An 11,735-nucleotide genomic window follows, 5' to 3' on the forward strand; every position below is an offset into this window, starting at 1 on the left:
GCTGCCCTCCGGGATGCCGACCCGGCTGCCCGCCACCCAGGCGGCCTTCAGCGAGATGTACGGCAGCGTGCTCACGATGGCCAGGGCGGACAGCGTCTTCTTCATGTTCATGGCTCCCACCCTCCTGTTCGGCGTGCGCACGACACCTCCTGCGCAGAGAGGAACCGCCTCCGCCGCACGGGGGAGGCGGGCTCGCGGGCCGGTGAGAATTGACCAGAGATTCTGATGCCGAAGTGCACCCTGATCCAGGTCACTCGATTGCATAAGATGATCTTCATGAACACGCAGAAGAACGCCTTCGCCCCCGTCCTGACCCGCGCCGCCGAGGCCGAGACCACCGCCGACCCGAGCGCCGTGATGACCCTGCTCGCCGACTCCGACGCCACCGGCGGCGCGCTCACCAGCTACCGCTCGACCTTCGCGAAGGGTGCGGTCGGCGCCCCGGCGCACTTCCACACCAAGGCGTCGGAGATGTTCTTCGTCCTCGACGGCTCGCTCCAGGTGCTGCTCGGCGAGGAGCTCACCGTCCTGGAGCGCGGCGACTTCCTGCTGGTGCCGCCGCACACCCCGCACGCCTTCGCGGCCGCGCCCGGCGACACCGCCGACGTGCTGTTCGTCTTCACCCCGGGCATGCCGCGCTTCGACTACCTGCGGCTGCTCGGCCGGGTCATGCGCGGCGAGGCGAGCGTCCAGGAGATCAAGGACTCCTCCGAGCAGTACGACAACCACTACGTCGACAGCCCGGTCTGGCAGCAGGCCCTGGCCGCCCGCTGAGCGACGCCGGCCGGCCCGCTGCCTCTCGCCCCCTTGTTTGAACGCCCGGCCCGTCCATAGATTCACCTGCAGGAACTGTGCTCAGCAAGGCGAACAGGGGCGTGTCGGTGGCAGCGGAACCAGTGTGGAGTGTGGACCCCCGGACCGGGAAGGCACGGGAGCAGGTCGCGGTGGAGGCCTCGGCCGAGGAGATCGATCAGGCCGTCCGGGCCGCGCACGGCGCCCGCGCCGCGCTCGCGGACCGGACCGCACGGGCCGCGCTGCTCCGGGCCGCCGCCGACCTGCTCGATGCGGCGGCCGAGCACGTCATCGAGGCCGCAGACGCCGAGACCGCGCTCGGCCCCACCCGGCTCACCGGCGAACTCGCCCGTACCACGGGGCAGTTGCGGCTCTTCGCGGACGCCGTCGACGAGGGCTCGTTCCTGGACGTCCGGATCGACCGGCCTGACCAGGACCGCACCCCGCCCTGGCCCGATCTGCGCCGGATGAAGATCCCGCTGGGCGTCGTCGCCGTGTACGCGGCGAGCAACTTCCCTCTCGCCTTCTCCGTCCCCGGTGGCGACACCGCCAGCGCCCTCGCGGCCGGCTGCCCGGTCGTCGTCAAGGCGCACCCGTACCACCCGGCCACCTCCGAGCTCTGCGCCTCCCTGCTGCGCCGGGCCGCGGCCGAGGTCGGACTGCCCGAGGACGTCGTCGTCCTGGTCCACGGCTTCGACGCGGGCGTGGAGCTGATCCGCCACCCGCTGGTCGCCGCCGCCGGGTTCACGGGTTCGGTGGAGGGCGGGCGGGCGCTCCACGACGCGGCGGCCGCCCGTCCCGTGCCGATCCCCTTCCACGGCGAGCTCGGCTCCCTCAACCCGGTCGTCGTCACCGCGGCCGCCGCCGAGGAGCGGGGCGCGGACATCGGCGCCGGCCTCGCCGCGTCCATGACGCTCGGCGAGGGCCAGTTCTGCACCAAGCCCGGCTTCGTGCTGGCGCCCTCGGGCGAGGCGGGCGACCGGCTCGTGTCCGCCCTGACCGACGCGGTGAGCGAGACCGAGCCCGGGGTGATGCTCTCCCAGCGGATGCGGGGCGCGTTCCTCACCGCCACCTACGAGCTGGCCATCCTCCCCGGGGTCACCGCACCGGTCCACCCAGGTCCCGGCGGGCCGTACACCGTCAACGCGGGCTTCCTGGCGATCGACGCCCGCACCCTCCTCGAGGAGGGGTACCGGACGCCTCTGATGGAGTGCTTCGGCCCGGTGACCATGGTCGTCCGGTACGCCTCGCGCGAGGAGGTCACCTCCGTCCTCGCCCTGGTCCCCGGCAGCCTCACCGCCACCCTCCAGGCCGCCGAGGAGGACCCCGAGGCCGCGTCCCTGCTCGCCGAACTCGCGCCGCTCGCCGGCCGCGTGCTCGTCAACGGCTGGCCCACCGGCGTCGCCGTCGCCCCCGCCCAGCACCACGGCGGCCCGTACCCGGCGACCACCTCCACGTCCACCTCGGTCGGCACGACCGCGGTCGAGCGCTGGCTGCGCCCGATCACGTACCAGTCGACCCCGGACCACCTGCTGCCGCCGGAGCTGCGCGACGACAACCCGCTGGGCCTGCCCCGCAGGGAGAGCTAGGGCCTGCCCGGCGGATCATGGCCGGGGCCGCGAGCCGGCCGGACTCATACCGTCACCACGATCTTGCCGGTGTGGGTGTTGGACTCCATCAGCCGATGGGCGTCCGGCATCCGCTCCAGACCGGCGAAGGTCTCGGCGACCACCGGGGCGAGCGAGCCGTCGGCCAGGCCCGCGCCGAGGAACCCGGCGGCCCGGCGGCGGCCCTCCGCGGTACCGGTGAACGTGAGGTTGTTGTACGTGTGCACGGTCTGCGGCCAGTTCATCGACAGCGCGACCGGACGCGGGTTCAGCCAGCCGTACAGCACCGTCGTGCCGCCCGGCGCCAGCGCGTCCCCGAGCCGCGCGAACTCCGGTCCGCCGATCGCGTCGAAGGCGATCTCCGCGCCCCGGCCGCCGGTGATCCGCCGCACCTCCTTCACCAGGTCCTCGCTCTCGGTCGCGATCACATGCGCCGCGCCGAGGTCGAGCAGCCGCTGCCGCTTCGCCTCGCCGCGGGTCGTGGCGATCGGGATCGCGCCGACCCGCAGCGCCGTCTGGATCGCGGCCGTGCCCACGCCGCTCGACCCGCTGGTGATCACCACATGGTCGCCGGCCTTCAGCCCGGCCGTCTCGATCAGGCCGCCGTACGCGGTGGAGTACGTCAGCCACGCCGCCGCGCCCGTGACGGCGTCCACGCCGGCCGGGCGGTGCACCGCGTACTCCTGCGGCAGCACGACCCGCTCCGCGTACACCCCGTGCACGCCGAAGTCGAAGTTGGCGGCGGACAGCACCGGATCGCCCGGCGCGAAGGCGGTCACGCCCTCGCCGACCGCCTCGACGACGCCGGCCGCCTCGTAGCCGAGCCGGGAGCCCGGCAGCGTCGCCGGGTAGTAGTAGCCGCCCGAACGGAACAGCGCCTCCGCCCGGTTGAGGCCGATCGCCGCCACCCGGATCAGGATCTCGCCCGGGCCGGGCGCGGGGAGCGGCACCTCCTCGACGGTGAGGACCTCCGGCCCGCCGATCTCATGGAACAGAACTGCCCTGGTCTGTGCGTCAGTTGTCATGCCGACGACCGTAGGCCGGGGGCGGTGAGACGATCCATGTCCGAAAGCCTCCGGACCATGTCCGCACGTCTGCGGCGGGTGCGGCTTGGGTACGGTGCGGGCATGGACGTACTGAGCGACGCGATCGCCGCGATGCGGACCGGGCGCCCGCACTCCTCGCGCACCCGCGCCCGCGGCGCCTGGGGGATGCGGTTCCCGCCGAGCGGTGGGGCCGGTTTCCACGTCGTCCTGCAGGGGACCTCGTGGCTGCTGCCGCCGGGGGACGCCGAGCCGGTCCGGCTCGGGCCCGGCGACGTCGTGTTCGACGCCCACGGCACCGGGCACGGTCTCGCGGGCCACCCGGACGCGCCGCTCCTCGACGTCACGCCGCTGCCCGACGGGTCCTGGCCCGCCTGGCCGGATCCGCGGCCCGGGGCGGAGGGCGCGGAGACCGTGCTGCTGTGCGGGGCGTACCAGCTGCGCCGCGCTCGGGCGCATCCGCTGTTCACGGAGCTGCCGGCGTACCTGCACATCCCGGCCCGGGTCGGCGCGCACCCGCGGCTGCGGGCCGCGATCGACCTGCTCGGGGCCGAGCTCGCCGACCCGCAGCCGGGCTCGGACGCGGTCGTGCCGGCCCTGCTCGACACGCTGCTGCTCTACCTGCTGCGCACCTGGTGGCTCGCGGAGCGCCCGGACCGTGCGACCGGCTGGTCGGGAGCGCTCGCCGACCCGGGGATCGCGGCGGCGCTGCGGGCGGTGCACGCGGACCCGTCGAAGCCGTGGACCGTGGAGAGCCTCGGCGCGGTCGCCGGGCTCTCCCGGGCCGCCTTCGCCCGCCGCTTCACCGCCCTGGTGGGCCGGGCCCCGCTCGCGTACCTGACCTGGTGGCGGATGACGACCGCGGGCCGCCTGCTGCGCACCGGCGACGCGCCGCTGCGCGCGGTGGCGGACCGGGTGGGCTACGCCTCGGAGTTCGCCTTCGCCAAGGCGTTCAAGCGCGAGTTCGGGGTGGCTCCGGGACGGTACCGGACGGTGGGGGAGGAGGCGGGCGCCGCGGGGGCGGGCGCGACCGTCGCGGCCCGGGCGGGCGCAACCGTCGCCGCTGCCCGCGCGTCCCACACATCATGATCAGACTCGCCATCGCCGACGACCTCGACGCCATAGCCGCCCTGCACCGCGAGGCGCGCGCCACGTACTACCGGGACCGGCTCCCGGAGGACGAGTACGACGGGGCGGAGGAGCTCGCGCGGTCCCGGGCGGCGTGGGGGAGCGCCGTGGCGGAGGGGCGGGTGCTGTGCGCCGTGCGGGACGGGGTGATCGCCGGGGTCGCGGCGAGCGGCGTCCGCGACGGCGTCATGCAGCTGAGCCAGCTCCACGTCGCGCCCGCGCTGTGGCGGCGCGGCGTCGGCAGCGAGCTGCACCGGGCCTGCGTCGACGCCTGGCGGGAGGGGGGCGTCACGGACGTACGGCTCGACGTGTACGAGCACAACACCCGCGCCCAGGCCTTCTACGCGGCCCGCGGCTGGGAGCCCGACCCGGACGTGCCGCGCGGCTCCACGCACCTCGTGCTCCGGCTCACACTCGCGCCGTCCGCGGAATGAGACGCGCCCGGTCCGCGTTGATGCCGGGAGTGAGCGGAGGAGACGCCTCCGGGCCGGGAGAGCCCTCCGGGCCGTAAGAGCGGGAGAGAAACGGACACATGCGCGTCGAGATCTGGAGCGACATCGCCTGCCCCTGGTGCTACATCGGGAAGGCCCGCTTCGAGAAGGGCCTCGCGGCCTTCGCCCACCGCGACGACGTCGAGGTCGTGCACCGGTCCTTCGAGCTCGACCCGAACCGGGCCAAGGGCGACACCGGCCCCGTCCTGGAGATGCTGGCGAAGAAGTACGGCCGCACCCTCGACGAGGCCCGCGGGATGGAGGAGCACGTCGCCGCCAACGCGCGCTCCGAGGGCCTGGAGTACCGCACCGAGGGCCGCGACCACGGCAACACCTTCGACATCCACCGGCTGCTCCACCTCGCGCGCGAGCGCGGCCGGCAGAACGAGCTGCTCGACCTCGCCTACCGGGCCAACTTCGCCGAGGAGCGCTCGGTCTTCGACGACGAGACCCTGGTCGTGCTGGGCGTCGAGGCCGGCCTCGACGAGGCCGAGGTGCGCGCGGTGCTCGCCGACCCGACCGCGTACGCCGAGGCCGTGCGGTCCGACGAGCGGGAGGCCGCCGAGCTGGGCGCGAACGGCGTGCCGTTCTTCGTGCTCGACCGCCGCTTCGGGATCTCCGGCGGCCAGCCCGCCGAGCTCTTCACCCAGGCGCTGGAGCAGGCCTGGTCCAGCCGCGTCCTCCAGCCGGTCGCCGTCACCGCCAGCGGGGCCGGCGACGTGCCCGTCTGCGACGTGGACGGGAACTGCGAGGTCTGACCGCGTTCCACGGATCTGACCGCGTTCCACGGGTCTGATCGCGTTGCAGAGGTCTGACCTCGCTCTATAAGAACTTCTTGGATGCAACCCTCAACCCTTTGTTATTGACTTTGAGTTGAGGGTTGTCCAGGGTGGGGGCATGGAGTTCGAGCCCCTCGGCGGCGACGAGTTCGCCCCGACGCAGACGTATCTGAACACTTCCACCTGTGGCCTGCTGCCGCGCCGGGCGGTGGCGGCCGTGACGGCCCTCGCCGCCGAGCTCGCGGCCGGGCGGCCCGGCGGGTCGGGTGACGACGAGGCCGTGGCGGCCGCGCGCGCCTCCTACGCCCGGATCGTGGGCGTGGACCCGGACCGGGTCGCCACCGGCGGCTCGGTCGCCGTACACGTCGGACTGATCGCGCAGTCGCTGCCCGCCGGGGCCGAAGTCCTCTTCCCGGAGGGCGAGTTCAGCTCGGTCATCGACCCGTTCCTGGTCCGCGGCGACCTCAAGCTCCGGTACGTCCCGCTGGAGCGGATCGCCGACTCCGTCGGCGCCGACACCGCGTTGGTCGCCCTCTCCTCCGTCCAGTCCGCCGACGGCCGCACGGCCGACCTGGCGGCAGTGCGCGCCGCGGCCGCCGCGCACGGGGCCCGGACCCTGGTGGACGCCACCCAGTCGGCCGGCTGGCTGCCGCTGCGCGCGGGGGACTTCGACTACACCGTCTCCGGCGGCTTCAAGTACCTGATCTGCCCGCGCGGCGTCTCCTTCCTCACCGTGACCGAGGAGGCCCAGGAGAGCCTCACCCCGATCCACGCGGGCATGGCCGCGAGCGCGGACCCCTGGGGCAGCGTCTACGGCCCGCTGGCCGAACTCGCCCGCTCCGCGCTGCGGTTCGACGAGCCCCCGGCCTACCTGTCGTACCACGGCGCGGCCGCGTCACTGGCGCTCCTGGAGGAGATCGGCATCGAGCGCGTGCACGCGCACGGCACCGCCCTGGCCGCCCGCTTCCGGGCCGGCCTGGAGCGGATCGGCCACCCCGCCGTGCCCGACACCTCGGTCGTCGTCGCCGTGCCGGGCCTCGGCGACCGCCACGCCGACCTGCTGCGCGCCGGGGTCGTCACCGCCGCCCGCGCGGGCAACCTGCGGGCCTCGTTCCACCTCTACAACACGGACGCCGACGTGGACCGCGCGCTGGACGTGCTCTCCGCCTGAGCCCCGCCGCCCTCCGCCGGAGGGCAGGTGAGCGGCTCGTCCAGCCCCTCCGCGTACAGCCCTTCCTCGACCCGGATCAGCAGCCGCTCCAGCGTGGCGCGCTCGTCCGGGTCGAGGTGCTTCAGGGTCACTTCTTCCAGGGTCGCCCAGGCCCCCGCCACCTTCGCCCGGAGCGCCTCGCTCTCCTCCGTGGGCTCCACGCGCACCGCGCGCCGGTCGGCGGGGTCGGGGGAGCGGCGCACGTGGCCGGCCTGCTCCAGGCGCTGGAGCATCTTCGTCATCGTCGACGGGTCGAGCCCCATCTCCTTGATCAGCACCGACTGGCGCGCCGGACCGCCCTCCCACAGCCGCATCATCAGGAACTCCTGTCCCGGGTAGAGCCCGAGGTCCCTGAGCAGCCGGGCCGCGGTCATCCGGTGCACCCGGAACGTCCGGGCCAGCGTGCAGCTGACCGGTGCGTGGTCCGTGACCGACGGCGGCCGCCGGCCGCAGTCGGCGTCGCCCTGGGCTCCGGGACTCTCGGCGGACATGGGTTCTCCTCGTGTGTGACGTTCGTTTCCCAGATTACCTTGGTCGGCCAATGAATGCGTTACAGTGGCATCCGGGCCATTTACTTGGCCGACCACATAAACCCTTTTCTCCTGCCCGGGGGCAGACATGACCACCGCGTTCGACCCGATCGACCTGGCCGGCACCCGCCTCGCCAACCGTATCGCCATGGCCCCGATGACCCGCAGCCGCGCCGAGGGCGAGACCCGCACCCCGACCGCCCAGGTCGCCGAGTACTACGCCCAGCGCGCCTCGGCCGGCCTGATCATCACCGAGGGCGCCCAGCCCTCGGCGGTCGGCCAGGGCTACCCGAACACCCCCGGCCTGCACAGCCGCGAGCAGATCGCCGCCTGGCGCGAGGTCACCGACGCCGTGCACGCCAAGGGCGGCCGCATCTTCGCCCAGCTCATGCACGCCGGCCGGATCGGCCACCCCGACGTACTGGACGGCGACCTGCACCCGGTCGGGGCCTCCGCCGTCGCCGCGGCCGGGCAGCACTTCACCGCCGACGGGCTCAAGGACCTCCCCGTCCCGCGCGAGTTGACCGCCGACGGGATCCGCGCCACGGTCGCCGACTTCGCCGCCGCCGCCCGCAACGCGGTGGAGGCCGGCTTCGACGGCGTCGAGATCCACGGCGCCAACGGCTACCTGGTCCAGCAGTTCCTCTCCACCGGCACCAATCTCCGCACCGACGAGTGGGGCGGCTCCGTCGAGAAGCGCATCCGCTTCGCGACGGAGGTGGCGCGCGCCGTCGCCGCCGAGATCGGCCCCGAACGCACCGGCCTGCGCATCTCCCCCGCCGGCACCGTCAACGACATGGCGGAGACGGACACCGAGGAGACCTACACCGCCCTGGTCGCCGCCATCGAGCCGCTCGGCCTCGCCTACCTGCACGTGGCCGAGACCGTCCCGGGCACCCGCGAGATCACCCTCGCCCTGCGCAAGCAGTTCTCCGGCGTCTTCGTCCTCAACCCGCACACGGACGGCCCGACGAACCGCGAGGCGCTCTCCCTGATCGAGGACGGCACCGCCGACCTCATCGCCTTCGGCCGGCTGTTCATCTCCAACCCCGACCTGCCGGCCCGCCTCAAGGCCGACGGCCCGTACAACGAGGGGGACTTCCAGACCTTCTACGGCGGCGGCGACCGCGGCTACACCGACTACCCGGCGCTCACGCCGACCGCGTAGCGCTCTTGTGCGGGGGAAGGGGCATGCCGCCCGCGCGGCATGCCCCTTCCGTGCGTCGTCAGACCCATGCCTCCGTGACCGCGCGCCGCGCGCCCTCCAGGTCCACCGTGCGGCCCGTCTCGCCGAGCGCCGCGCCCAGCGCCGCCAGCGAGGACTGCACCGCGCCCGGCGTCGCGTCCACGCCGTAGTGGTTCACCCGGATCATCTCCTTCGCCAGCGTGCCGCCGCCCGCGATCAGCGGCAGCGACGGGTCCGCCGCCAGCGCCTTCGCGACCAGCTCCGAAGCGTCCACGCCGGCCGGCGCGCGCAGCGTCGTCGCCACCGGGGCCGCGTCCCGCGCCTCGTACACGTACGGCTCCAGGCCGCCGCCGAGGGCCAGCGCGCCCGCCCGCGTCGCCGCGGCCGCCGTCGCGTGCCGGGCCGTCAGCGCCTCCAGACCCTCCGCCTCGATCCGCTCCAGGCACGCCTCAAGGGCCAGCATCTCCAGCTGCGCCGGGGCGTGAAGCAGCGCCTTGCGGCCGCCGTCGATCCAGCGCTCCTTCCAGTCGAGCAGCGACAGATACGAACGGCGCGGCGCGGCCGGGTTCGCCGCGAACCGCTCCCAGGCCCGCTCGCTCACCGACACCGCGGACACGCCCGCCGGGCCGCCCATCGCCTTCTGTGCGCCGATGATGCACATGTCCACGCCCCAGGCGTCCGGCAGCACCGGCTCCGCGCCGATCGAGGCCACCGCGTCCAGGTAGAACAGCGCGCCGTGCGCCCGCACCACCTCGCCGATCTCCGCGACCGGGTTGGTGTTCCCGGTCGCCGCCTCCGCGTGCACCAGCGACACGAACTCGATCTCCGGGTGCTCGGCCAGCGCCCGCTCCACCTGCGCGGCCGTCACCGCCGTGTGGAACGGCACCTCCAGGTCGACCACCATGGCCCCGCAGTCCCGCAGCCAGTTCCCGAAGGTCTGCCCGTACGGACCGGTCACCACGTTCAGCGCCGTCGAACCGGCCCTGGCCCCGCTGCGGATGCACCCCTCCAGCGGCAGCAGCGCCTCGCCCTGGGTGATCACCACGTCCTGCTCGGTGGAGAGGAGGGCGGCGACGCGGCGCTCGATGGACGCGAAGTGCGCGGCGGTCAGCGGAGCCAGGTCCAGGAGCGGGTGTGTCACGGTCACGGCGGTGCCTACTTCGAATCGGTGCGGTGCGGTGCGTTCTGTACGGGCGGAACCCCGGCTCAGGGTATCGAGCGGGCCGCGCCGGGCCGTCGGGCCTGGCCGGATCTTCGCTGTCAAACCGTGACATCCGACGCGTACAACCCTGACGGTCCATCCGGTGTCAAAGAGGGTGCCGGACAAGGGACGGGCCCTTTCCGGACACACCCCCACTGCCGCCCGGATCATCTTCAGTGCATCCAGGAGCCGCTCCATGCGCAAGAACCGCACCGCCGCACTCACCGCGGCGACGTTCCTCCTCATCGCGGGCGCGGGGATCATGACCGCGCCCGCCGCACACGCCGGGGTCCCCGGCGGAACCCGTGCCGACGACCGCAACTGCGACTTCAACGGCGACGGTTACGACGACGTCCTCGTCGGCGCGCCCGGCGCTCCCGTCGGCGGGAAGCGGGGCGCGGGCCTCGTCACCGTCCAGTACGGCTCGTCCCGCGGCATCGGCACCAGCCGCGCCGCGGTCATCAGCCAGAACACGGCCGGCGTGCCCGGCACGGCGGAGAGCGGCGACGCCTTCGGGAAGGCCGTCGCCACCGGCGACCTCGACGGCGACGGGTACGACGACGCGATCGTCGGCGTCCCCGGCGAGGACATCGGCACCAGGACGGACTCCGGCGGGGCCGTGGTTCTTTGGGGCTCCCCGAAGGGCCTGGTCGGGGCGAACAGTCAGGGCCTTGACAGCCTGCTCGGCGTCACCGCGGGCCAGCGCTTCGGCTCCGCGTTCGCGGCGGCCCGGTTCAGCGCCGAGAGCCCCGGCGACCAGCTGATCGTGCTCGACCGCCAGGCCGCGGAACTGCACCGGTTCGAAGCCGTGCCGCAGCGGAGCGCCGCCCGCGCCGACCGGATCAGCCCGCTCACCCGCAGCGCGCTGCGCGCGACCGCCGGCGCCGAGGACCCGGTCCGCGACATCGCCGCGAAGTCCCTCACCACCGGGGACTACGACCGCAACGGCTTCGCCGACCTGGTGATCAGCGGCACCAGCCGCGGCGAGGACCCCGGCCACGGCTGGTCCTGGTACATCGCCGGCACGTCCGGCGGGCTCGAGTACCAGCGCGCCCTGCGCGGCGGCCCGGTCGTCGCCTCCGGCGACATCAACCGCGACGGGTACGACGACCTCGTCACCGGCGAGCCGCACAGCCCGAACGACGGCGGCGACTGGATGACCGGCGGTCAGGTCGGCGTCTACCTGGGCAGCGGCCAGGGGCTGAAGGGCGCCGGCGGCGTCGGCGCCCCGCCGACGTGGTGGACGCAGAACTCGCCCGGCGTGCCCGGTGCGTCGGAGCGCGGCGACGGCTGGGGCGCGGACCTGTCCGTGGCCGACACCAACGGCGACGGCTACGCCGACGTCGCGATCGGCGCCCCCGAGGAGGACATCGGCACGGTCGCCGACGCGGGCATGGTCACCGTGCTGCGCGGCAGCTCCCGCGGGCTCACCGCGACCGGGGCCGCGGCCTGGACCCAGAACTCGCCGGGCGTGCCCGGCGGGGTGGAGAAGGGCGACAAGTTCGGCGGCCAGGTCCGCTTCGTCGACCCCAACCGCGACGGCCGGTTCGGGCTGCTCGCGGCCGCGCCCGGCGAGAACACCAACGACGGCGTGGTGTGGGTGTTCTCGGCCGGCTCGGGCGGCGTGACGGCGAGCGGCTCGTGGACCTTCGGCGCGGGCTCGTTCGGTGCGCCGTACGTGGACGGGCTGTACGGAGCGGCGATCGACGAGTGACGGACGACGAGTGACGGATCACGCATCCCGCACGGGCGCCCGCCCCTCGTACAG

Annotated in this window: 11 protein-coding genes; 8 read left to right on the forward strand and 3 right to left on the reverse strand. The window is 74.1% G+C overall.

Annotation, left to right across the window (positions count from 1 at the left end):
- Positions 1-276: 276 nt before the first annotated feature.
- Together VIU94_RS08015 and VIU94_RS08020 are read left to right on the forward strand one after the other, a co-directional pair.
- Entirely contained in the window at positions 277-774 is a 498-nt protein-coding gene (locus VIU94_RS08015; RefSeq protein ID WP_331909055.1) for a cupin domain-containing protein, read from the forward strand.
- 107 nt (positions 775-881) lie between these two features.
- Positions 882-2,381, forward strand: coding sequence for an aldehyde dehydrogenase (NADP(+)) (locus tag VIU94_RS08020; protein WP_331909057.1), 1,500 nt, complete (start codon positions 882-884; stop codon positions 2,379-2,381).
- 44 nt (positions 2,382-2,425) lie between these two features.
- On the opposite strand, the gene VIU94_RS08025 is transcribed toward VIU94_RS08020, so the two are convergent.
- The gene (locus tag VIU94_RS08025; protein ID WP_331909059.1) at positions 2,426-3,424 is read right to left on the reverse strand and encodes a zinc-dependent alcohol dehydrogenase family protein; all 999 of its coding nucleotides are present in this window, start codon (positions 3,422-3,424) and stop codon (positions 2,426-2,428) included.
- Between the two features lie 102 nt (positions 3,425-3,526).
- Here VIU94_RS08025 and VIU94_RS08030 point away from each other — a divergent pair, with 102 nt between their 5' ends.
- The 4 genes from VIU94_RS08030 (at position 3,527) to VIU94_RS08045 (ending at position 7,011) form a co-directional block, all read left to right on the forward strand.
- Complete coding sequence (locus tag VIU94_RS08030; protein ID WP_331909061.1) at positions 3,527-4,531, forward strand: AraC family transcriptional regulator; 1,005 nt, start codon at positions 3,527-3,529, stop codon at positions 4,529-4,531.
- The gene (locus VIU94_RS08035) at positions 4,528-5,004 is read left to right on the forward strand and encodes a GNAT family N-acetyltransferase (protein WP_331909063.1); all 477 of its coding nucleotides are present in this window, start codon (positions 4,528-4,530) and stop codon (positions 5,002-5,004) included. Before VIU94_RS08030 ends, VIU94_RS08035 begins: the two co-directional genes overlap by 4 nt.
- A 98-nt stretch (positions 5,005-5,102) precedes the next feature.
- On the forward strand, positions 5,103-5,819 hold the full coding sequence (locus VIU94_RS08040; RefSeq protein ID WP_331909065.1) for a DsbA family oxidoreductase: 717 nt from the start codon (positions 5,103-5,105) through the stop codon (positions 5,817-5,819).
- Between the two features lie 139 nt (positions 5,820-5,958).
- Positions 5,959-7,011 (forward strand): aminotransferase class V-fold PLP-dependent enzyme, encoded by a 1,053-nt coding sequence (locus tag VIU94_RS08045; RefSeq protein WP_331909067.1) that lies wholly within the window; start codon positions 5,959-5,961, stop codon positions 7,009-7,011.
- Here the strand turns inward: VIU94_RS08045 and VIU94_RS08050 are convergent.
- A complete protein-coding gene (locus tag VIU94_RS08050; RefSeq protein WP_331909069.1) occupies positions 6,960-7,541 on the reverse strand; it encodes a MarR family winged helix-turn-helix transcriptional regulator in 582 nt (193 codons plus the stop codon). The two genes, VIU94_RS08045 and VIU94_RS08050, sit on opposite strands and share 52 nt — an antisense overlap.
- A 127-nt stretch (positions 7,542-7,668) precedes the next feature.
- On the opposite strand from VIU94_RS08050, the gene VIU94_RS08055 reads away from it, so the two are divergent.
- Positions 7,669-8,748: an alkene reductase gene (locus tag VIU94_RS08055; protein ID WP_331909071.1), complete on the forward strand. Its 1,080-nt coding sequence runs from the start codon at positions 7,669-7,671 to the stop codon at positions 8,746-8,748.
- A gap of 58 nt (positions 8,749-8,806) precedes the next feature.
- Here the strand turns inward: VIU94_RS08055 and VIU94_RS08060 are convergent, their stop codons facing one another.
- Complete coding sequence (locus tag VIU94_RS08060; protein WP_331909121.1) at positions 8,807-9,907, reverse strand: pyridoxal-phosphate-dependent aminotransferase family protein; 1,101 nt, start codon at positions 9,905-9,907, stop codon at positions 8,807-8,809.
- A gap of 256 nt (positions 9,908-10,163) precedes the next feature.
- Between VIU94_RS08060 and VIU94_RS08065 the strand changes: the two genes are divergently transcribed.
- Complete coding sequence (locus VIU94_RS08065; protein ID WP_331909073.1) at positions 10,164-11,681, forward strand: esterase; 1,518 nt, start codon at positions 10,164-10,166, stop codon at positions 11,679-11,681.
- Positions 11,682-11,735 lie beyond the last annotated feature (54 nt).

The organism is Streptomyces sp., from assembly GCF_036566765.1.
Lineage (GTDB): Bacteria > Actinomycetota > Actinomycetes > Streptomycetales > Streptomycetaceae > Streptomyces.